Consider the following 22196-nt stretch of genomic DNA (forward strand, 5'->3'; position numbering starts at 1 on the left):
TCGGCGTGGGGCGAGACCGAAATCGGCGCGTCAGCCGCCGTCAGCGGCCGTACCGTCGGCTTCCGGCACCGCGTAGGTGGAACGGAGGTGGTCGAGCAGGTCGTCGACCGTCCCGGGGTCGTAGGTCCAGAACCCGTAAAACGAGCCTTCCTGGCGCTCCTCGGCCAGCAGGGCACATTTCGCGGCGTCGAGGCCGTCGCCGTCGTAGGCGACGAACCACGAGTCGCGGATCTCCGTGGCCGTCGAGAGGTGAAACGTGGGTTCGGGCGACGGGGAGAGGGCGTCGCGACCCTCCGGACGGGCGTAGACGTGGACGTCGAGCTCGCCGCGGTCGGCGAGGTGATCGTAGACATCGGCCTGGGAGGCGAACCGCGCACAGGTCTGGAAGCCGGCGTGGAGTTCGCCGGCCGCACTCCGCCAGGCGCGGTCCTCGATCTCCTTCGAGGCGGCGATCATCCGCTCGGTGTCGTAGGAGGTGAACATCGTCTCGTCGAGCTCGTCGAGCACCGCCTCGTACGTCTCGGGGGTGAATCCTGGCTCGACACCGCGGGCGGGCGCGAGGACATCGCTCACGTCGATGGCGGCGAGAAACTCGTCGTCGCGGCTCAACACCGCGTAGTTGCTGGGACCGGCCGCGGCGTCTGCCCGTTCGATGCGGAGATTGCGGTCGGCGAAATGGTCGCGGAGCGCGGCCGGAACGCCCGCTTCGGGGTTGAACACCGTCAGCGTCTTCTCCGCCGCGTCGACCGCGGCGATGAGTTCGAACAGCCCCATTCGGCCGGGTAGACGGGCGGCCGCTATTTGTGCTTTTGGCCCGCGTGACGCGTGCCTTTTGTACGCCGACGGCCTACGGTCGACGACGACCGATGACGGTCACCACGCTCCATCGCCCCGCCCATCGGGACGCCCTCGCGCAGCTCGAAACCGCCTTCCAGCGAGGCGACCTCATCACTGTCTTCGGACGGTGTACCGTCGAATACGACGGTCGGGCGTCGAGCAGCCTCGGCCCCGGCGACCGACTGCTCGTGCTCAAACCCGACGGTTCGGCGCTGGTCCATACGGACGAGAAACGCACCCCGGTCAACTGGCAGCCGCCGGGGTGTGACCACTTCGCCAGCGTCCGCGACGGTCGCCTGCGGGTGCGGAGCGTGCGACGCTCGCCCGACGAACTCCTCGACGTGCGGTTCGATCGTGTCCACCACCTCGCGGCGTACGACGTGACCGACCCCGACGAACTCGACCTCCAGGGAAGCGAGGCCGACCTCAAAGACCACGTCGTCGACCACCCGGAGCGGATCGAACCCGGCTTCGAACCGCTGGCGACCGAACGCGAGACGGCGGCCGGGCCGATGGACATCTTCGGCGAGGACAGCGAGGGAACGCCCGTCGTCGTGGAGTTGAAGCGGCGGCGCGTCGGCCCCGACGCCGTGGGGCAACTCCGGCGCTACGTCGACGCGCTGGGACGGGAACTCGGCGACGGACAGCCCATCCGGGGCATCCTCGTCGCCCCCTCGGTCACCGACCGGGCGGCGACGCTGCTCGACCGCGAGGACCTGGAGTTCGTCGCGCTCGATCCGACGACGGGACGGCCGCCGGACGGCGACCAGTAATTCCGACCGGCCGTCGCCAACTCTGCACCATCCGGACGTTTGATGTACGCCGTGGCAGTACACCGAGGAAATGGATCTACACCAACGGACGATCCGCCAGGACGTCCGCGAACTCGGGGAACTCCTCGGGGACGTACTGGAGGCACAGTCGTCGACGGCGGCGTTCGACGCGGTCGAAGCACTCCGCACGGCAGCGATCGATTACCGCGAGGGGGAGGCGCCGTCTCGCGACTCGCTCCGGACGGCGCTCGACTCGCTCGACTCCGACCTCGAGGGAGCGACCGCTCGCGCGTTCACCGTCTATTTCGAACTCATCAACCTCGCGGAGGAGCGCGAGCGGGTGCGCGCCATCCGCCGGCGGTCACAGGAAGGGACGCTCGAAGACAGCCAGACCGAGACGGTCGCGTCGCTCGTCGAGGAGGACGCCGACGCCGAAACGGTCCAGCGCGTCCTCGACGACGTCCACATTCAGCCGACGTTCACCGCCCACCCGACGGAGGCCCACCGCAAGACCATCAAGGCGAAATTGCGGACGATCACCACGCTCCTGGAATCGCTCGACGAGCGCCGGTTGACCGACCGCGAGCGCCGGAAGTCGTGGGACCAACTGGAAGCCGAAGTCACGAGCCTCTGGCAGACGCCACAGGTCCGCGACCGCCCGCCGGAGCCCGAAGACGAGGCACGGAACGTCCAGTGGTATCTGGAGAACACGCTCTTCGACGTCGTCGGCGACGTGTACGCCGATTTAGAGGAGACGCTCGGGCAGGAGTACCCCGACGTCGACGTGCCCAAGCTGTTCGAGTTCCGGTCGTGGGCAGGGAGTGACCGGGACGGCAACCCCGCCGTCACGGTCGACGTGACGACCGACACGCTCGAACGCCAGCGGTCGGTCGTCCTCTCGAAATACCGGGACGAATGCAAGCGCCTGTCGGGCATCCTCAGCCAGGACGCCGCCTGGATCGATCCCGGGGAGCGGTTCGAGGAGTCGCTGCTCGCCGACCGGGACCGCTTCCCCGACGTGGCCGCCGAGGCCGAAGAGCGGTACCCACACGAACTCTACCGGCAGAAACTGCGGCTGATGCGCGAGCGTCTGGAACGGATTGGCGACGTCCGTCCCGGTGGCTACGACGACGCCGACGAACTCGTCGCCGATCTCGAAGCCATCGACGAGAGTCTCCGCCGCAACGACGCCGAATCCGTCGCGGACGCCTACGTCGCACCCCTGATTCGCACGGTGGACACGTTCGGCTTCGCGCTGGCGAGCCTCGACCTGCGGGACCACCAGCAGAACCACACCGAGGCAGTCGGCGAACTGCTCGAAGCACAGGGCGTCGCGTACCGCGACCTCGACGAAGACGAACGAATCGACGTGCTCACCGATGCGATCATGCAGGACGCGCCGGTGGCCGACCTCGAGGCCCCTGGTGACGTGAGCGACACCGCCGAGCGCGTCTGCGAGCGGTTCGCGGCGCTTCGCGACTGGCAGCGGGAGTTCGGCGCCGACGCCATCGACACGTACTGCATCAGCATGACCGAGGAGCCGAGTCACGTCCTCGAAGTGCTGTTTCTGGCCGACCAGGCGGGCGTCGTCTCCCTGCCCGAATACAGCGGCCTCGACGTGGTCCCCCTGCTGGAGACCGAACGCGCCCTCGACGGCGCCCGGCGCATCATGGGCACGCTGTTCGAGAACGAGGCGTACGCGGCGGCGCTCGACTGCCGCGAGGACACCCAGGAGATCATGCTGGGTTACTCCGACTCGAACAAGGAGAACGGGTTCTTGGCGGCCAACTGGGACCTCTACCGGAACCAGCGCCGTCTCGCCCGCATCACCGACGAGTTCGGCGTGCAGATGCGCCTGTTCCACGGCCGCGGCGGGTCCATCTCGCGGGGTGGCGGGCCGATGCACGAGGCGATGCTGGCCCTGCCCATCGAGACGGTGACGGGCGAGATCAAGTTCACCGAACAGGGCGAGGCCATCGCCGAGAAATACGGCAACCCGCGCATCGCCGAGCGCCACCTGGAACGGATGCTCGACGCGCAGACACGCGCCCGCTACCAGTCGATGGTCGGGCCGGTCAGACCGACGCCCGACACCTGGACGGGCGCGATGGAGACGATGGCGGCGGCCGCCCGAACCGAGTATCGGGACCTGCTCGACACCGAGGGCTTCATCCCCTACTTCGAGACGGCGACGCCGATCACGGTCATCGAGGACCTCAACCTCGGATCGCGGCCCGCGTCGCGGTCGGGCGAGCGCACCGTGGAGGACCTTCGGGCGATTCCGTGGGTGTTCTCGTGGACGCAGTCGCGGTGTATCATCCCGGGGTGGTACGGCCTGGCGACCGGCATCGACGCCTACCTCGACGACGGCGGATCGATGGAGACGCTCCGAATGATGTACGAGCGGTGGCCCTTCTTCAAGACCACCCTCGACAACGCGGCGCAGTCGATCGCGCGGACGGATATGGAGATCGCGGCCCAGTACGCCGACCTCGCCCCCGCGGAGGCCCGCGAGCGGTTCTTCCCGCGCATCCGTGGCGAGTACGAGCGGGCGCGCGAACTCGTGTTGACGATCACCGATCGCGAGGACCTGCTCCGACGGGAGTGGTTACAGGAGAGCCTCGACCGTCGCAACCCCTACATCGACCCGCTGAACCACCTGCAGACGCGGTTGCTCGCCCGCGACGACCGGACGCCGTCCGAAGAGCGAACGCTCCGGCTGACGGTCAAAGGCATCGCGGCGGGGATGAAAAGCACGGGATAGGTTCGCAGGCTGCACCCCGTCGAGACGGGTGCTGACGGGGCCGTACGGCATCGAAGGCTTTATTCGCCGCCTCGGCGTCGGCTTTGACAAGTAACCATGACAGATAAACCCGCCTCCATGTACCGGGAGATCGACAAGCCGTCGTACACCCGGCGTGAGTACATCACGGGCGTTCCCGGCTCGAAGATCGCACAGCACAACATGGGCAACCTGCAGACTGGCCCCCAGGACTACCCGGTCCACATCAGCCTCGAAGTCGAGGAAGAGTGTCAGATTCGTCACGGCGCCCTCGAAGCCTCGCGCCTGTCGGCCAACCGCCGTCTCCTGAAGGAGATCGGTGAGGAGAACTACAAGATGGTGCTCCGGAAGTTCCCCCACCAGGTCATCCGGGAGAACAAGCAGGCGACCGGCGCGGGTGCGGACCGCGTCTCCGACGGCATGCGTCAGGCGTTCGGCAAGCCGGTCGGCACCGCCGCCCGCATCAACACCAACGAGACCGTCTTCACCTGCTACTGCAACCCCGAGGACGCCGACACGGTGAAAGACGCCTTCCGCCGCTCGTACAACAAGATCTCGCCGCCGTGCCGCATCGTCGTCGAGAAAGGCGAGCAGTTGCTGGTCGCGTAATAGGGGTTCTCGGAAGTCGTCGGAGATTCTCGCCGGGACGACCCACCGGGATCTCTGGACGGTTACGATACGCCCTATAAGTCAGCTCCCAGCCTTCGGCGGGCGACGTACCCACGCATTTTTCCCCGATCCACCCCCAGCGAGCGTATGCTCCGTCTCGCCGTGACGACCCAGGCCGAGACGTTCGACCGCCTGCGTGAACCGCTCGGCGAGCGCGGCATCGAGGTCGGTCACCTCGCAACCGAGGGGCGAACGATCGACCTCACGACGCCGCCCGCCGAGCGCTTCGACGTCGGCTACGTCTTCCCGTCGCGCACCCCCGAGGGAACCGCGCTGTCGGCGCGGCACGATCTGGACTGGGTGAACGGCCGGGACGCCGTTCGGACCTCGCGCAACAAGGGGGGCGTCATCGCGACGCTCGCGGCCGCCGGGCTGCCGGTGCCGAAGACGACGATGGTGTCGAGCCCCGTCGACGAGGCCGACCTCGTCGCCGCCGTCGAGGAGTTCGCCTGGCCCGTCGTCGTCAAGCCGAACGCGACGACGCGGGGCGTCGGCGTGGCGAAAGCGTCCGATATCGACTCCCTGCTCGGAGTCGCGGACTACCTCGATCTGATCCACGACTACCGCGCGACGGGCGACAAGACCTTTCTCCTCCAGGAGTACCTGCCCGACGCTCGCGACTACCGGGTGATGGTCGTCGACGGCGACTACGCCGGCGCGGTCGAGCGCCGCCTCTCGGACGAGGACCGGGCAGCGGGGCGCTGGAAACACAACGTCCACCGCGGCGCCGACGCCCGAGGGATCAGCCTCCCATCGGAGCTCCGGGAACTCGCAGAACAAGCTGCATCGGCGCTCGACGTGGCGTATCTGGGCGTCGACCTCCTCGTGACCGAGGACCGCACGGTCGTCGCGGAGACGAACGCTCGCCCGACGGTCGACACGGAGACGAAGTACGTCTCCGATTTTTACGATCGACTCGCGGCGCTGATTCGGGAGACGGCGGAGAAACGCGTGTGAGCGGCGTTATTCGACGTCGATGGCGGCGGAGTCGTCGATCTTGTCCATCGTGACCTCGAGGATGCCGTTGTTGAAACTCGCCGATGCGGAGTGTTCGTCGACGCGCGTGGGGAGGCGGACGCGCTCGTCGTACTCGCGGTGGGGCGAAGACGCGCTGATCGTGAGGGTCTTGCCGTCGCATTTCAGCTCGATGGCGTCTTTCTCCACGCCCGGAAGGTCGGCGACGAGACGCACCTGCTCGTCGTGTTCGTAGACATCGACGTGGGTCTCGGTGGTGAACCCGGAGCCGTCGCCGACGGGGCCGGTGCCGGCGCCGGGACCGGTCATCTCGTTCATCATCCGTTCGATCTCGTCGAAGATGTCGCCGAACGGGTCGTCGCGGTCGTCGCCTCTCATACGCGGCCGTACGCCGCTCCCGGGCAAAAGCTTTCTGACCGCGCCACACACCCTCACGACCGGTGGGGAATCGCCCGTTTGAAATACTCGACTCGCTATCGGGGAGACGAGGCATATGTTCAAGACGCTCGACGACATCGGGTCCGGGAAACGCGTCCTCGTCCGGGTGGATCTGAACTCCCCGGTCGAGGACGGCATCGTCAAGGACAACCGGCGGTTCTCTCGCCACGCTCGGACCATCCGCGAACTGGTCGACGCCGGGCACCGTGTCGTCGTCATGGCCCATCAGGGCCGACCGGGGCGGGACTCCTTCGTCTCGCTCGAGCAACACGCCGATATTCTCGCGGAACACGTCGGCACCCCCGTCGAGTTCGTCGACGACGTGTACGGATCGGCGGCCATCGACGCCATCCGATCGGTCGACACCAGCGAGGTGCTCCTTCTGGAGAACGTCCGCATGACCGACGACGAACTGCCCGAAAAGCCGCCGGAGGAACACGCCGAAAGCGAGTTCGTCCGGGCGCTCGCCCCGGAGTTCGACTGCTACGTCAACGACGCCTACTCGGCGGCCCACCGTTCGCACGCGTCGCTCGTCGGCTTCCCGCTCGTGCTCCCCTCCTACGCCGGGCGCGTCATGGAAGCGGAGTACGAGGCCAACACCAGCATCGCCAGCCGGGAGTTTGACGGCCCGGTGACGATGGTACTCGGCGGCGCGAAGGCGACGGACGTCATCGACGTCATGACCGCGCTCGACGAGGCCATCGACACCTACCTGCTCGGGGGGATCGTCGGCGAACTCTTCTTGCGCGCGGCGGGCTACGACGTCGGCTACGACGTCGGCGGGACCGAACTGTACGATCACCAGTGGGAGCGAAACGAGGAACGCATTCGAGAACTGCTCGAAGAGCGTGGTGACCGCATCCGTCTGCCCTCGGATCTGGCCGGCGAACGCGACGGGGAGCGCGTGGAGTTCCCCGTCGAAGACGTCGAAAAAGAACAGCCGTTTCTCGACGTTGGCTCGCTCACCGTCGACCGGTACGGGAGCGTCATCGAGGAGTCGGCGGCCGTGTTCGTGAAAGGTGCGCTCGGCGTCTTCGAAGACGAGCGCTTCGCCGACGGCACGGTCGGCGTCCTAGAAACCATCGCAACCACGGACTGCTTCTCGGTCGTCGGCGGGGGCGACACCTCTCGTGCCATCGAACTGTACGGCCTCGACGAGGACTACTTCTCACACGTCTCCATCGCGGGCGGCGCCTACGTCCGCGCGCTCACCGGGCAGTCGCTGCCGGCGATCGAAGTGCTTTGACATCCTCCCCGCGCTAAAGCACGGGGCTGTTCCCTTGCAGTTCCGGTAAGGCGGCGCGTCGCCGGAACGGGGCTCCCGCTTAGTAGTCCAGGCCGACGCCGAGCGCGTCGTTGGTGGTCGCGACGCTCTCGGCCCCGTCGGCGTCGCCGCGAAGCGCTCGGACGGCGTCGACGTTCTCCGGCACCACGTCGCTCTCCTGGTGGATGGCCTGGAAGAGATAGAGGTCGCGTCCCTCGACGGTGACCGACTCGGCCCAGATGCAGTTCTCCCAGAGGTCACCGCGCGGGCGGCCGACGTCGTCGGCGAACTCCTTGAGTTTCCCGGCGCCGTCGATGTCGGCGTCGGATGGTATACAGAAGAGGCGGCTCTCGTCGGCGAAGCGGTCGAGGACCTCCGCGGCGTCCGCCTCGGATTCGAGGGTCACGTTGACGCTGTGGGTGTGCATCAGCGTCGCCGGCACCTTCATCCCGAGCGTGTCGATGTCGAGATCTGGGAAGACGGTGTTGACATCGGGGCCGTGATGGGAGGGGATGGTCACCGGGTCGGGGAGGATGTCGTCGATGGGGCCGCGGCCGGTCTGGCCGGGGTCGCCGCCGCGTCGAACCAGCGTGACGCGCGCTTTCTCGACGCCGTAGGCCTCCCCCAGGGGCGCGAGGATGCGTGAGAGGCCGGTGGTGTTACACGAGACGACGCGGGCGGAGTCGGCGCCGACGGCCTCGTCGTAGTTGGCGCGGGCGTTGAAACTCACGTCCGCCACGTCGGCGTCCTCGCCGCCCTGGAAGATGGCGGGCGTGTCGTGTTCGGCGTAGAGGGCGCTGTTTTCGGCGCCGATGCCGGAGGGCGTACAGTCGACGACGATGTCGGATGCGGCGACCAGGTCCGCGACGTCGCCGGCGACATCGATACCCGCTTCGGCGAACTGGTCGGCGCGCTCCGGGATGGCCGCATAGAGCGGATAGCCCTTCCGGACGGCCGTCTCGGCCTCGAAGTTCGGCCGAGTCTTGGCGACGCCGACGAGGTCCATGTCCGGCTGGGCCTCGACCGCGTCCGCGACGCGTTTGCCGATGGTTCCGTACCCGTTGACGCCGACCTGTGTCATATCGCGGAGTCGACGGTGGACGGGCATAATCGTTTCGAGCGAGGCGCCACGGAGGGGAAGGGCTAACCCAAACGGGGCCCTCTCCCCACCCATGTCAGACGCGCTTCGCGAGGCCGCCGAGACGGCGGTCCACCAGTGCATGGCGCTCGAATCCGGGGAGTCCTGTGCGGTCGTCACCGACGACGAGCGCCTCCCGATCGGCGAGACGCTCTACGACGTGGCGAGCGACGTGACCGACGACGCCGTCCTCCTGCGCTATCCGCCGGGCGAACAGCACGGGACGGAGCCGCCCGCGCCCGTCGCGGCGGCGATGGCCGAGGCCGACGTCGTGCTCGCCCCGACGACCAAGAGTTTGAGTCATACGCGTGCCCGCAAGCGTGCGACCGACGCCGGCGCCCGCGCCGCGACCCTCCCCGGCATCACCGAGGACGTGATGATCGCGGGGCTCGACGCGGACTACGCAGCCATCGAGCGCCACTGTCAGGATGTCCTCGGACAGGTCGCTGGTGCGGAGACGATTCGGGTGACGACCCCCGCCGGAACCGATCTCACCGTCGAACCCGGGGACCGAGAGTGGCACACCGACACCGGCATGGTCCACGACGCCGGCGACTTCTCGAACCTGCCCGCGGGCGAGGTGTTCGTCAGCCCCGAGACAGCCGACGGGACGTACGTCGTCGACGGGACGATGATGCCCCACGGCCTGCTTGACGACCCGATTCGGTTCGAGGTCGAAGACGGCTACGTGACCGACATCTCCGACGACGGCGTTCGGGAACAGGTCGAGGCGGGCCGAGAACAGGTGGGACGCGACGCCGCCAACCTCGCCGAACTCGGCATTGGGACGAACGTCGGCGTGACCGAACTCGTCGGCTCCGTCCTCTTGGACGAGAAGGCGGCGGGAACCGTCCACGTCGCCATCGGCGACGACGCGAGCATCGGCGGCGACACCGAAGCACCGCTGCACCTCGACGGGATCATTCGAGAGCCGACTGTCCACGCGGATGGGGAGATCGTCAATCTCCCAACAGTCGAGCGGACGTAAGGCCGCGAGACGGGAAGGTCGTAGACCTCCCGACGGTCGACCGAGACTGAGTGGCCATCGGCCGTCGGACGGCCGCGTGCCACCCTCACACACCGCTCGACGCGTCGAAACACGGGTTTTTATCGCCTGACCGGTTAGAGGCGGACATGACTCATTCCGGACCCGACGCGGGCGACCGCGTCGCACTCGCCTGTCCCTCGTGTTCGGACGCGGGGACGACCGTCCACGAAGTACTGAAACCCGGCGGACAGCTCACCGTCCGCTGTACGGAGTGTGACCACGTCCACAAGGAACGGTACGACCCGCCGCGCGAAACGACCGTCGATGTCATCGTCTCGCAGGGCGACGAATCGCTGGCCGCGACTGTCGACGCTCCCGTCGAGGAGACGATCGAAACGGGCGACGAGTTCGTCGTCGACACCGCCGACGCCCTCATGCAGGTGCGGGTCACGTCTATCGAACTCGACGGGGACCGTCGCGTCGACGAGGCGACCATCGAGGACATCGAAACCATCTGGACGCGCGCCGTGGATAACGTTCGCGTCAACGTGACCGTGCACCCGAACGACGGGACGAAAGACGCCTCCCGGAGCATCGCGGTGTCGGTCCCGGGCGACTACGAGTTCACGGTGGGCGAGACGGCCGAGTTCGCCGACGAGGAGTTCGAGATCACCGGCGTGCAGATCCGTAGCGACGTCGACAGCTACCGATTCGACAAGTTCGACAAGGACGGCGACATGGTGTTCGCGAAAGACACCAAGCGGGTGTACGCCCGGGACGTCACCTCGACCGCGTGGTCGGCGTGGTGAGCAGGGAATGGCCTCCGATCCGAACACGGGGTTCGACGACGCCCGCGCGGCGCTCGTCGACCGTCTGATCGAGCGCGGCTACATCGACCGCCCGGCGACCGAACGCGCCATGCGCGCCGTGCCGCGCCACGCGTTCGTCCCGGACCCGCGCCGCGAGGCCGCGTACCGCGACCGGCCGCTGCCGATCGGTGCGGGACAGACCATCAGCGCGCCGCATATGGTGGCAGTGATGACCGACCTGCTCGCACCGGCTCCCGACGACGATATTCTAGAGATCGGAACGGGGTGTGGCTACCACGCCGCCGTGACGAGCGAACCGCTCGACGAGGGGACGGTGTTCAGCGTCGAGGCGGAACCCGAACTGGCGCGCGCCGCCCGGGCGCGGTTCGCGCGACTCGGCTACGACGTGCGCGTCTGCGTCGGCGACGGCCACGAGGGATGGGCCGCGCACGCGCCGTACGACGGCGCGTATCTGACCTGCGCTCCCGAGACGGTTCCGGAAGCGATTACCGAACAGGTGCGGCCGGGCGGGACCGTCGTCGCTCCCGTCGGCCGCGGCCAGCAGGAACTACTGCGCCTGACGCGGCGGGCCGACGGCAGCGTCGAACGGGAGAGGCACGGGAGCGTCCGGTTCGTCCCGATGCGGGCGACGGGCGTGGACGACTGATACGGATTGTTGTAACTGTCTACCGGTGGGTCGCCAAGACGGGGCAGCGACCCACCGGTACTGACTTAGAATAAACCGTATGAAACGGTCGGCCGTTCGGCATGCGCGCATCATTTATACGTATCAGCGCCAAGCCCCGGCTATGGATCCCGCGGTACTGCGCGAGGACATGGTCGATGGCCTCGAACACGCCCTCGGCAGCCTCGACGAGTCGCTGGGCACGGCGATGCGGTCGGTCCCACGACACGCCTTCGTCGAGGACCGGCCCTACGACAACCGGTCGAGCGAACACGCCGGGACCGTGGTGCTCGCCCCCCGAACCGTGGCTCGCCTGCTCGAAGCCCTCGCCGTCGAGGAGGACGACACCGTGCTCGTGATCGGCGCGGGCGTCGGCTATACGGCCGCGCTCCTGGCCGAACTCGTCGGGGAGCGCCGCGTCCACGCCGTCGACATCTCGCGCCGCGTGGTTCTCGACGCCCGTCGGAATCTGGGGACCGCAGGATACGAAGGGGTACTCGTCGACCGACGCGACGGCGCGGAGGGGCTGCCGGAGTACGCCCCCTTCGACCGCATCCTCGTCGAGGCGGCGGCGGTCGAGCCACCGGCCGCGCTCGTCGACCAGCTCGTGCCCGATGGCCGCCTCGTGTTGCCGATGGGGACGCCCGAGCAGACGCTCGTCGCCGTGGAACCGGACGGCCGAGGGTATACGATCGTCGACGAGTTCGGGACGACGACGCTCGCGCCGTTGCTCGTCGAGGGCGAACAGGCCGGCGGGGTCACGCGCAACCGCACCGAGCGCGAGGACCGCGAGTTCGCCCAGCAGGGCTATTTCGCCCCGACCGGGTGGGAGCAAGACTGGATCGACTGGGACCGGCAGCGCTAGCCCCCGCGGACGACCAGCACCTTGGCGTTGCCGCGGCGGTCGACGTATCCGCTCCCAGCGGGCGGCTTGACGGTTATCAACAGCGTTCCTTCGTCCTGATTCGGCCGTAACGCCGGCGAGAGCGAGACGGTGACCGTCCCGTCCTCATCGGTCGTCGCGGAGCGAACGCCGTCGAGGTCGGCACTCCCGGCTTTCACGAGTACCGTTGCGTCCGCGACCGACGACCCGTCGGCGCCGACGACGGTCAGCTCGATGGACTGCTCGCCGGGGCCGATCACTTCGGGTTCCGGACGAACGTCGAGTTCCGTCGTCGATAGGCCCTGAATACCGGTCAGCATGTTCATCATCACGCTCAGGCTGGCGACGCCGATGACGAGCGCGATGACCAACCTGATCGGCAGTCCTTCGATGGCGCGGGTGTCGGATCGGAACGCATCGAACATGGGCCGGCCTGGCGCCGTGTCCGTACTTGAACCTCCGGATCCAGGTTTATATCGCAAGCCGCGGCCAGCCCCGCCGTGCACGTACTCGGACGCACCGACGAGACAGGACCGGCCGTCCACCTCGGCGCATATCGCGCCGCCGACGGGAGCGACGGAGCGGCGGTCGGACTCGATCTCGAACACCCCCACGCAGCGGTCGTCGTCGGAAAGCGCGGCTACGGCAAATCCCACACGCTCGGCGTCCTCGCGGAGGATGCCGCCCGCACTGCCGGCGTCGCCCCCGTGATCGTCGACCCAATGGGCGAGTTCGGTGGTCTTGCCGCGACGGACGGGGCGGTCCCCGCTACCGTCGTCGAGGCGCCGACGGTTCCCGCCGACACCCTGCCGCCAGCGTCGTGGCCGGAACTGTTCGATCTCTCGTCGACGGACCCCGTCGGCGCCTTGCTATGGGAGGCAGCAAGCCACGCGTCGTCCCTCGGCGCGATGACGACGTACGTCCACGATTCCGGTGCGGACGCCGACGTGCGTCGCGCCGCGCGGAACCACCTTCATCTCGCGGATTCGTGGGGCGTGTTCGACGCCGCCGGACTCGACGCTGACGCGTTACTGTCCACCCAAGCGACCGTTCTCGACTGCGCGGGACTCGACGACCGGGCGACTGCCGTGCTGGTTCGGGCCGTCGCGGCGGGGCTGTACGAAACCTGTGTGGAGGAGGATCCGCCCCGGTTGCCGTGGCTCCTGATCGACGAGGCACACGCGTTCGTCGGCGGCGTCGCGGAACCGGCCCTCGAGACGGTGGTGACACGAGGACGGTCGCCCGGCGTCTCGCTCGTCGTCGCCACGCAGCGCCCGCGTGCGCTCCCGCCGGTGACAGTTTCTCAAGCCGATCTGTTGCTCGCCCACCGGTTGACCGCCGACGAGGATATCGAAGGACTGGCCGCAGCGACGCCCACGTATCTCTCCGGGTCGCTCAGAGAACGACTGCCGAGCGATCCCGGTGCGGCCGTCGTCGTCGACGACGTGACGGAGTCGGTACACGGTATACAGGTGCGGGAACGGGAGACGCCGGATCACGGAGCCGACCCACGGGTGAGCGCCCGTCAGTCGTCCAGCGACGTGCCACAGTCGGGGCACTCGCCGTCGACCACGGGGACCGGGGCCGCACACTCGGGACAGTAGTCGAGGTAGCAGGCGGGATCGCCCATACGCGACCGTTGGCCGCCGAGAGTCTAAACGTTCCCGGGCGACGAGACGGAGCGCTCTCCGCCCGTAGTCGGAGTAGACGACTCGTCGGACGGTACCGGCGTCGGCGCCCAGTCGAGATCTTCCTGGTACTGGAACGCTCGCCCCTGTTGCTCCGGGTCGAGCACCGTCAGCGCCAGCCAATCGTTGTCGAACAGGCCGGCGAGTCGTTCGTCGTCGGCCAGGATCGCCGTGACTCGCTGGATCGGCGCGTGAATCACCACGGAGAGGCGGAGCGGGGCGTGATACGGGGTGGCGTCGTCGTCGTACAGCGATTGGAAGGGGAGTCCCATCAGCAGGTCGCCGCCGTTGCCCTGCACCACGCCGAGGTTGCCGACCGCGTTGTGCGTGGTCTTGGAGCCACTGCCGTAGACCTCGTTGTCGACCGTCGAGAAGTAGTACTGCGCGCTGATCATCTGACAGACGATCATCGGCCCCGACATGATGTTTTCGAGGGCGTCACCGTCCGGATCGGTGGTCCAGTCGTACGAGTGCAGGAAACAGCGTCCGTCGAGGTCGACGGCGTCCGTGAGTCGGCGGGGGCCGATGACGAAGCCGGCGTTACCCGAGAGGCCGATTTCGGGGCGGGGTTGAGCCCAATCGGCCGTCCGTGTCTCCGCCGCGCGGACGCTGTCAGCCACGTCGTCGACGCCCATCGTCCGGAGTCGTTCCTCGGTCGCTGCGGCCTGGGCGCTGTCGAGGTTGTCACGCAGACGCCGGATCACGGCTCGGTGGGTCTCGGAAAGGTCCACGCCGTCGGTGAAGAGAGTGACATCGTCGGACGTAGTGTTGTGTTCGGCGGGGATGAACACCGTTTCCGACGGGATGTCGATGCCGGACTCGCGGAGGCGAGCGCGCACCTCGGAGTCGTTACAGATCGATGCGAGCGTCCGGGCGTTGGGTGTCCCGGGACTACCCGCACAGGCCCCGCAGTCGATGCTCGACTCGTAGGGATTGTTGGCAGTCTGACTCTGATGCCCCGTGATGACGACGACGGGAGCGAACTCCGTCCAGCCCATCAGATCGAACGCTGCCTCCGCGTAGAAGACCTTCCGGTCGGTCGACATGCCGTCCCGGTCGGTGTCCGCCGCGTCGGCGGTCGGCGTACAGAACGACGCCGGTCGCGGCGGCGTGAGTCGCTCCCGGAGCGTGCGAACACCGGCCGGAAGCAGCGTCCGAGAGGCAAGTGCCGCGCCGAACAGGCCGCCGGACGCCTCGACGAATCCGAACGCCGCCGCCACGTCGTTTTTGAGCGACTTCAGGAGTTTCGTCCCCGAGCGCGAGAGGCGGGACCATCGGTCGTAGGCCGTCGCGTCGTCACGCCGGTCGGTCCGCGGTCGCTCGGTGATGCGGTGGGTCGGGTCGACCATCACCGGACAGGATTCGGTGCGGGTCTTCGAGTCGTACGGCTGGTACTCCATGGGAATACCGAAGAACCCGCCGTAGCCGTACGTCTCGTACGGCCCCGTACGCTCGAGATGACGGCGGATGATCTCCGAACGCGTGTCGATACAGAAGACGAGTTGGGCGTCCGGATCGGGCGTCTCGTCCGCCGACACCGGCATCGCCTGCTGTATCTCGTCTACCAGGGTCTGTCGATAGCTTCGTTCCCACGCGGTCAACCAGAGTTCCGCCAGAACGGGGTCGTCCGTCCGGGTGTCGACCGCCATCGCGTCGGGCTTGATCGGCGTGTCCAGATGTTTCGCCAGAACCAGCCGAACGGCGACGTAATCGAGCAGCGTCACGGGGTGCTGCTCCTGCCAGAGGTTGACCTCGTCGTCCATGCGCTGCTTGATGAATCCGACCCATCCGGGCAGCGCGGCCAGATGATACTCGAAGATGGCGTCCCACTCCGCTTCGGAGTAGTCGCTCAGAACGGCGTACACCGCCTCCGACGCCGTCTCGGGGAGGTCGTCCAACCGTTCGTGGTAGCGTGACGCGACCGGCGTCACCGACGCCGGAACCTCCGTGTCGTACGGTGCCACCGCCCGCCACGATTCGTAGAAACCACGCTCACGGTTCGGCATCGGCCACGTCGCCTGTCCCTGATCGAGAAACGCCGCCAACCACTTCGCGAGCAGTCGGTTGAGCGTCTCGTCGTACTCGCGGCCTCGTGATTCGGTCGTCGACGCCATCCGGTCGAGGAGGGTCTGCGGATCGTCAGTGATCCCGTGGGCGTCGAGCACCGCCCGCAGTATCTCCGGGTCGATCCGCCCGTCCTCCCAGGCAGTCCGAAACTGTTCCGGCGTCGGATAGCCGCGACCGTCGAACAGCGCCTCGGCTTCCGTGACCGCGCGGTGGAACGGGCGGTCTTCGAATCCGGAGAGCGGATTCGCGCCGACATCGGAGTACAGCGGCCACACCCGGCCGATGCGTTCGGCCGCACTGTCGATCTTGGCTCGAACCGTCACCGAATCGAATGCACCCATAGTCGTTTTCTCCGCAGATGCGTGGACTTCTCTCGACTCTATTCTTAATTCTTCCCTACATATGTACTGAAGTATGGCGTATTCCTAAAACAAAGTGAATACAGAGAGGAGCGGCGAGTGGTGGAGAGACATCGGCGAAGCCGCGTTACATACTCGGTTCGATAAAAATAGACGTTTTAGGTATTATATCACTACTCTTCGGATGTATACAGAATACTTATCCCAAATAGACAATATTCGTCCTCCAAAATCGCATGGTAGAACACAGATCTTGGATAGATGTCGTCCCCGCTGTGTCGACGTACCTGACGTGGACGCTGTTCATCCTCGTCGTCGCCGGTGTCGGGTTGGGCGACTTCGGACCGACCGAGGGAGGCGTGCTCCACGTCGACGGACTGGCACAGGTCATGTGGATCGCCGTGACGTTTTTCAGCGGTATCGTTCAGAGCTTCTCCCGTCGATATATGGCAGCAGACCGGCACCAGGCTCGGTTTTTCGGCCGGATCCTCCTGTTCACCGTCGCCGTGCTAGTGATGACGGCCGCGAACCACGTCGCGCTCTTTCTCGGGGCGTGGACGGCGATGGGACTCGTCATGGCCAGGCTGATCGGGCACGTCGAGCGGTGGGAGCAAGCCACTGAAGCAGGGCGGATCGCACGGCGGTATTTCCTCGCCGGGAGCGTGCTGCTGTCCGTCGGCGTGTCACTCCTCGTCGTCGAAACGAACGCGACGACGATCACGGGCGTGGTCGAGGGGCTCGACGCGGTCTCCGCGGCGCCATCGGTACTCGCCACGGGGTTCGTCCTCGCCGCGGCGTTCGTCCAGTCGGCGCTCCTGCCCTTCCATCGGTGGCTCCTCTCCTCGATGACCGCGCCGACGCCGTCGTCAGCGCTGATGCACGCCGGGTTCGTCAACGCGGGCGGCGTCCTCCTGAGTCGGTTCGCCCCCCTCTTCGCGGGCGAGACGAATCTCATGCTCCTGATCGTCGTCGCCGGCGTGAGTAGCTCGCTCGTCGCGCAGGCGATGATGCTGGTCCAGCCGACCTACAAGGGCCGGCTCGGCTGCTCCACGATCGCGCAGATGGGATTCATGATCCTCCAGTGCGGCCTCGGCTTTTTCGCCGCCGCCGTTACGCATCTGATCGTCCACGGCTTCTACAAGGCGTACCTGTTCCTGTCGACCGGGTCGCAGGTCGAGGCGACGGTGCCAACGACCACGAACCACGACGGCATCGACCTCGGTCCACGGGCGGTCGCGCTCGTGACGGCCATCGCCGGCGGCGCCGTTTTCGCCATCCTCTCCGGTAAAGGGCTCGATCCCACGAGTACGGGCATCTTCCTGACCGTCGTCGTCGTCATCGCCCTGTTCCAGGGCGCGTCGCAGGTGCTCGCCGACCGGTCGCTCTCGCCGCTGGTCCGCCTGTTCGGGTTGCCGGTGGTCGCGCTCCCCGCGATCGCGCTCTACGCGCTGTGTTACAACGCGGTGTCGGGGCTGATGCATGACGTTCCGCTGGTCCACGCACCGATGGAAATGTCGGCCGCTCACTGGGCGTTGCTCGGCCTGTTCGTCGTCGGCCACGTCGCGGTCGAACTGGGGTGGCTCCAGCGGAGCCAACGGCTGTACGTGGCGCTCCTGAACGCGACTCAGCCGGATTCGCGGACGATCCCCGCGAGACATCGGGATATGGATGCGGGGGACTCCTCGTCATCTTGAAACAGGCGAGGCCGACGGAACGAGTCAGTGGAGCAGGGAGTCCCCGCAGGTGCGTTACGAGAGGACGGACTTGCGGGATGTGAACCACGGTCGTTCCGCGACGCGTCACTCCCGGGTTCGAACTCCCGTGCGACGATCGCCGTCTTCGATCACTCGCTCGTCGCTATGCTCCCCGCTCGTGGCGTAGAAGACGGAAGAACGCCCGGAGCGGGATTTGAACCCGCGTCACGACCGTGACAGGGTCGTATGATGGGCCACTACACCATCCGGGCCAACGCATCTACACAAACCGGGGTCATGGGAATAAGACTTACCATATGGCGGCGCCGTGGGTGGGTGTAGCGTGGTGGGGTCGCCGAAACGGCTTTGTACTGGGAGAGCGTGTGGCAACCCGTACCGATCCGCTCCCGCCGGCGGTTTTGGCGGGTCGATTAGCGTCGCGTCGCGGCTCTTTGGCAAGCGTTAAATGGATGGGTCGACAAGGGCGCCGTAGTATCTCGTGATAACTTCTCCACCCGAACATCCATGGTAGACGTAAGCCAACACGAACTGGTTCCGGAGCATACAGTCCTCGACGACCCGGAGCGCGTCGATGAGGTACTGGCGGAGTACAACGTCAGCAAAACGAATCTGCCGAAGATCAAGGTGAGCGATCCGGCGCTCCCCGACGAGGCCGAACGGGGCGACGTCGTCGAGATCGTCCGCGACTCGCGCACCACGGATCAAGCAACCGTATACCGACTGGTGGTCGAATGAACCGAGAGAGCCGACGCACCATTTCACGGGAGTATTTCTCGCAGGAACGACTCGCAGAGCACCACTTCCGCTCGTTCAACGCCTTCCTCGACCGGGGGATGCAGGAAGTCGTCGACGAGAAAGAGCGGATCGAGACGGACATCGGTGACAAAGAGGGGCAGGAACCGGTCTTCGTCGAACTCGGCGACGTGCGCGTCGAGACGCCGCGCGTCCGCGAGGCCGACGGGAGCGAGGAGCTCCTCTACCCGCAGGAAGCACGCCTACGCAACATCACGTACGCCGCGCCGGTGTTCATGGAGATGGCCATCGTCCGCGGCGGCGAAGAGGAAGAGGAAGTCGTCGTCGACTCCACCGAGACGAAGGTGGGTCGGATGCCGATCATGGTCGGATCGCACAAGTGTAACATCGGCGATCTGACCCGCGAGGAGCTTATCGACATCGGCGAGGACCCCGTCGACCCCGGTGGCTACTTCATCGTCAACGGCTCCGAGCGGGTGCTGATGACGAGCGAGGACCTCGCGCCGAACAAGATCCTCGCGGAGTACGACACCAAATACGGCGACGAGATCCAGGTCGCCAAGACGTTCTCGCAGCGTCGTGGGTACCGCGCGCTCGTCCTCTGTGAGCGCAACCGCGAGGGGATCCTCGAAGTTTCGTTCCCCTCGGTGTCGGGCAGCGTCGACTTCGTGACGCTGGTCCGCGCACTGGGGCTCGAATCCGACGAGGAGATCGTCCACCGGGTCAGTGACGACCCCGAGATCGTGAAGTTCATGCTGGAGAACCTGGAGATGGCCGAGGTCCAGACGGAGGAAGAGGCCATCGAGACGCTCGGCAAACGCGTCGCCGGCGGCCAGGGGAAGAACTACCAGCTCAAACGCGCCAACTACGTCATCGATCGCTATCTCCTGCCGCATCTCCACGAGGAAGGCGTCGAGGAAGAGGAAGTCCGCATCAACAAGGCCTACTATCTCTGCCGGATGGCCGAGGCGTGTTTCGAACTCGCCCTCGAACGCCGCGAAGCCGACGACAAGGACCACTACGCGAACAAGCGCCTGAAGGTCAGCGGCGACCTGATGCGTGACCTGTTCCGGACGGCGCTCAACAAGCTGGCCCGCGACGTGAAATACCAGCTCGAACGCGCGAACATGCGCAACCGTCAGCTGACGGTCAACACGGTGGTTCGCTCCGACGTGCTGACCGAGCGGCTCGAACACCCCATCGCGACGGGGAACTGGGTGGGCGGCCGGTCCGGCGTCTCCCAGTTGGTCGACCGGACGGACTACATGGGCGTGCTCTCGCACCTGCGACGGCTGCGAAGCCCGCTCTCCCGCTCCCAGCCCCACTTCGAGGCGCGGGACCTCCACGCGACCCAGTGGGGTCGCATCTGTCCCTCCGAAACGCCGGAGGGGCCGAACTGTGGCCTGGTGAAGAACTTCGCGCAGGCGATGGAGCTCTCCCAGAACGTGGAGGACGAACAGGGACTCAAACGCGAACTGGCGTCGATGGGGGTCGAGGGGATCCCCGGAATCGAAGGCGTCGACTCGATGGCGGATTAACATGGCTCAGGCACGCGAGGCGAAAGTATACGTCAACGGCAGTCTGGTCGGTACCCACCCCGACCCCGAACAGCTCGCAGAACAGATCCGCGAAGCGCGGCGTCGCGGCGACGTCAGCGACATGGTGAACGTCTCCATCAAGGAGCGCACGCGAGAGGTTATCATCAACGCGGACGCGGGGCGCGCTCGCCGCCCGCTGATCGTCGTCGAGGACGGCGAACCACTCGTCTCCGACGAGGAGATCGAGGCGGTCGAGGATGACGAACTCAGCTTCGAACAGCTCGTCGACCGCGGCTACATCGAGTTCATCGACGCCGAGGAGGAGGAGGACATCTACGTCGCCGTCGACGAGGACGAACTCAACGAGCGCCACACCCACCTCGAAATCGACCCGCAGCTCATCTTCGGCATCGGCGCCGGGATGATTCCGTACCCCGAACACAACGCGTCGCCCCGGATTACGATGGGCGCGGGGATGATGAAGCAGTCGCTCGGGCTGCCGGCGGCGAACTACCGCATCCGCCCCGACACGCGCCAGCACCTGATGCATTACCCCCAGCTCGCGATGGTCAAGACCCAGACCACCGAGCAGATCGGCTTCGACGAGCGACCCGCCGCACAGAACTTCGTCGTCGCCGTCATGAGCTACGAGGGGTTCAACATCGAGGACGCCTTGGTGATGAACAAGGGGTCGGTCGACCGCGCGCTCGCCCGCTCTCACTTCTTTCGGACCTACGAGGGCGAGGAACGCCGATATCCGGGCGGTCAGGAGGACCGCTTCGAGGTGCCGAGTCAGGACGTGCGCGGCGCCCGCGGTGAGGACGCCTACACCCATCTGGACGAGGACGGCCTCGTCAACCCGGAGACGAAAGTCGACGAGAACTCGGTGCTGCTGGGCAAGACCAGCCCGCCCCGGTTCCTCGAAGAGCAGGACGATATGGGCGGCCTGTCGCCCCAGAAGCGCCGCGAGACGAGCGTCACGATGCGGTCCGGCGAGGACGGCGTCGTCGACACGGTCACGCTGATGGAAGGCGAGGACGGCTCGAAGCTCTCGAAAGTGAGCGTGCGCGACGAGCGAATCCCCGAACTCGGGGACAAGTTCGCGTCCCGCCACGGCCAGAAGGGTGTCATCGGTCACCTGGCGCCCCAGGAAGATATGCCGTTCACGCAGGAAGGCGTCGTGCCGGACCTGGTGCTCAACCCACACGCCCTCCCGTCGCGGATGACGGTGGGCCACGTGCTGGAGATGCTGGGCGGCAAGGTCGGCTCCATCGAGGGCCGGCGCGTCGACGGGACGGCCTTCCAGGGCGAAGACGAAGACGAACTCCGGGGCGCACTCGAAGAGAACGGCTTCGAGTCCTCCGGCAAGGAAGTGATGTACTCCGGCGTGACCGGGGAGAAGATCGAGGCCGAAATCTTCGTCGGCACCATCTTCTATCACAAACTCTACCACATGGTGAGCAACAAACTGCACGCCCGCTCCCGCGGGCCGGTGCAGGTGCTCACCCGCCAGCCCACCGAGGGGCGCGCCCGTGAGGGTGGCCTCCGCGTGGGCGAGATGGAGCGTGAGGTGCTGATCGGTCACGGGGCGGCGATGGCGCTGAAAGAGCGCCTGCTCGACTCCTCGGACCGCGAGAACGTCTACATCAGTGCCGAAACGGGCATGGTCGCCGTCGAAGACGTCGACCAGCGCCGGGTGTACGACCCCGTCACCGGCGACGAGGACGACATCCACGAACTCGAGGTGAGTTACGCGTTCAAACTCCTCCTCGACGAGATGATCGCGCTCGGCATCCGACCGCGACTGGAACTCGAGGACGCAGTATAACCATGTC

At 66.7% G+C, this 22196-nt stretch carries 19 protein-coding genes and 1 tRNA gene; 14 read left to right on the forward strand and 6 right to left on the reverse strand.

Annotated features, from left to right (window positions below):
• Nucleotides 1-30: 30 nt before the first annotated feature.
• Nucleotides 31-774 carry a DICT sensory domain-containing protein gene (locus MXB53_RS00140; RefSeq protein ID WP_248895193.1) on the reverse strand — a complete coding sequence of 248 codons (744 nt, stop codon included), beginning with the start codon at nucleotides 772-774 and terminating at the stop codon, nucleotides 31-33.
• Nucleotides 775-866: 92 nt separating this feature from the next.
• On the opposite strand from MXB53_RS00140, the gene nucS reads away from it, so the two are divergent.
• From nucS to MXB53_RS00160, 4 genes are all read left to right on the forward strand, one after another.
• A complete protein-coding gene (nucS, locus tag MXB53_RS00145; RefSeq protein ID WP_248895194.1) occupies nucleotides 867-1610 on the forward strand; it encodes an endonuclease NucS in 744 nt (247 codons plus the stop codon).
• A 70-nt stretch (nucleotides 1611-1680) separates the two neighbouring features.
• A complete protein-coding gene (gene ppc, locus MXB53_RS00150; protein ID WP_248895195.1) occupies nucleotides 1681-4374 on the forward strand; it encodes a phosphoenolpyruvate carboxylase in 2694 nt (897 codons plus the stop codon).
• 96 nt (nucleotides 4375-4470) lie between these two features.
• On the forward strand, nucleotides 4471-5001 hold the full coding sequence (locus MXB53_RS00155) for a 50S ribosomal protein L16 (RefSeq protein ID WP_248895196.1): 531 nt from the start codon (nucleotides 4471-4473) through the stop codon (nucleotides 4999-5001).
• 147 nt (nucleotides 5002-5148) lie between these two features.
• Entirely contained in the window at nucleotides 5149-6018 is an 870-nt protein-coding gene (locus tag MXB53_RS00160) for an ATP-grasp domain-containing protein (protein ID WP_248895197.1), read from the forward strand.
• Between the two features lie 6 nt (nucleotides 6019-6024).
• On the opposite strand, the gene MXB53_RS00165 is transcribed toward MXB53_RS00160, so the two are convergent.
• Nucleotides 6025-6414 (reverse strand): Hsp20/alpha crystallin family protein, encoded by a 390-nt coding sequence (locus MXB53_RS00165; protein WP_248895198.1) that lies wholly within the window; start codon nucleotides 6412-6414, stop codon nucleotides 6025-6027.
• Nucleotides 6415-6529: 115 nt separating this feature from the next.
• On the opposite strand from MXB53_RS00165, the gene MXB53_RS00170 reads away from it, so the two are divergent.
• Complete coding sequence (locus MXB53_RS00170) at nucleotides 6530-7720, forward strand: phosphoglycerate kinase (protein ID WP_248895199.1); 1191 nt, start codon at nucleotides 6530-6532, stop codon at nucleotides 7718-7720.
• Nucleotides 7721-7799: 79 nt separating this feature from the next.
• Here the strand turns inward: MXB53_RS00170 and MXB53_RS00175 are convergent, their stop codons facing one another.
• On the reverse strand, nucleotides 7800-8819 hold the full coding sequence (locus MXB53_RS00175) for a type II glyceraldehyde-3-phosphate dehydrogenase (protein WP_248895200.1): 1020 nt from the start codon (nucleotides 8817-8819) through the stop codon (nucleotides 7800-7802).
• 91 nt (nucleotides 8820-8910) lie between these two features.
• On the opposite strand from MXB53_RS00175, the gene MXB53_RS00180 reads away from it, so the two are divergent.
• The 4 genes from MXB53_RS00180 (at nucleotide 8911) to MXB53_RS00195 (ending at nucleotide 12223) form a co-directional block, all read left to right on the forward strand.
• Nucleotides 8911-9864 (forward strand): aminopeptidase, encoded by a 954-nt coding sequence (locus MXB53_RS00180; RefSeq protein ID WP_248895201.1) that lies wholly within the window; start codon nucleotides 8911-8913, stop codon nucleotides 9862-9864.
• A gap of 146 nt (nucleotides 9865-10010) precedes the next feature.
• The gene (locus tag MXB53_RS00185) at nucleotides 10011-10673 is read left to right on the forward strand and encodes an HVO_0476 family zinc finger protein (protein ID WP_248895202.1); all 663 of its coding nucleotides are present in this window, start codon (nucleotides 10011-10013) and stop codon (nucleotides 10671-10673) included.
• A 7-nt stretch (nucleotides 10674-10680) separates the two neighbouring features.
• On the forward strand, nucleotides 10681-11340 hold the full coding sequence (locus tag MXB53_RS00190; RefSeq protein ID WP_248895203.1) for a protein-L-isoaspartate(D-aspartate) O-methyltransferase: 660 nt from the start codon (nucleotides 10681-10683) through the stop codon (nucleotides 11338-11340).
• 142 nt (nucleotides 11341-11482) lie between these two features.
• A complete protein-coding gene (locus MXB53_RS00195) occupies nucleotides 11483-12223 on the forward strand; it encodes a protein-L-isoaspartate O-methyltransferase family protein (protein ID WP_248895204.1) in 741 nt (246 codons plus the stop codon).
• Here the strand turns inward: MXB53_RS00195 and MXB53_RS00200 are convergent.
• On the reverse strand, nucleotides 12220-12666 hold the full coding sequence (locus MXB53_RS00200; protein WP_248895205.1) for a carboxypeptidase-like regulatory domain-containing protein: 447 nt from the start codon (nucleotides 12664-12666) through the stop codon (nucleotides 12220-12222). The two genes, MXB53_RS00195 and MXB53_RS00200, sit on opposite strands and share 4 nt — an antisense overlap.
• A gap of 75 nt (nucleotides 12667-12741) precedes the next feature.
• Here MXB53_RS00200 and MXB53_RS00205 point away from each other — a divergent pair, with 75 nt between their 5' ends.
• Nucleotides 12742-13845, forward strand: a complete 1104-nt coding sequence (locus MXB53_RS00205; protein WP_248895206.1) for an ATP-binding protein — start codon at nucleotides 12742-12744, stop codon at nucleotides 13843-13845.
• Nucleotides 13846-13895: 50 nt separating this feature from the next.
• Here MXB53_RS00205 and MXB53_RS00210 read toward each other — a convergent pair whose 3' ends face one another.
• Nucleotides 13896-16337: a DUF2309 domain-containing protein gene (locus tag MXB53_RS00210; protein ID WP_248895207.1), complete on the reverse strand. Its 2442-nt coding sequence runs from the start codon at nucleotides 16335-16337 to the stop codon at nucleotides 13896-13898.
• 293 nt (nucleotides 16338-16630) lie between these two features.
• Here MXB53_RS00210 and MXB53_RS00215 point away from each other — a divergent pair, with 293 nt between their 5' ends.
• Nucleotides 16631-18049 (forward strand): proton-conducting transporter transmembrane domain-containing protein, encoded by a 1419-nt coding sequence (locus MXB53_RS00215; protein WP_248895208.1) that lies wholly within the window; start codon nucleotides 16631-16633, stop codon nucleotides 18047-18049.
• Between the two features lie 199 nt (nucleotides 18050-18248).
• Here the strand turns inward: MXB53_RS00215 and MXB53_RS00220 are convergent.
• Nucleotides 18249-18321 (reverse strand) — tRNA-Asp (locus tag MXB53_RS00220).
• Between the two features lie 253 nt (nucleotides 18322-18574).
• Between MXB53_RS00220 and MXB53_RS00225 the strand changes: the two genes are divergently transcribed.
• From MXB53_RS00225 to rpoB, 3 genes are read left to right on the forward strand one after another with little or no spacing between them, the layout of a single operon-like run.
• Complete coding sequence (locus MXB53_RS00225; RefSeq protein WP_248895209.1) at nucleotides 18575-18805, forward strand: DNA-directed RNA polymerase subunit H; 231 nt, start codon at nucleotides 18575-18577, stop codon at nucleotides 18803-18805.
• Entirely contained in the window at nucleotides 18802-20361 is a 1560-nt protein-coding gene (locus tag MXB53_RS00230; protein ID WP_248895210.1) for a DNA-directed RNA polymerase subunit B'', read from the forward strand. Before MXB53_RS00225 ends, MXB53_RS00230 begins: the two co-directional genes overlap by 4 nt.
• Before the next feature lies 1 nt (nucleotide 20362).
• Entirely contained in the window at nucleotides 20363-22189 is a 1827-nt protein-coding gene (gene rpoB, locus MXB53_RS00235) for a DNA-directed RNA polymerase subunit B (protein WP_248895211.1), read from the forward strand.
• The last annotated feature ends 7 nt before the right edge of the window (nucleotides 22190-22196 follow it).

This window comes from Haloplanus sp. XH21 (assembly GCF_023276355.1).
Lineage (GTDB): Archaea > Halobacteriota > Halobacteria > Halobacteriales > Haloferacaceae > Haloplanus > Haloplanus halobius.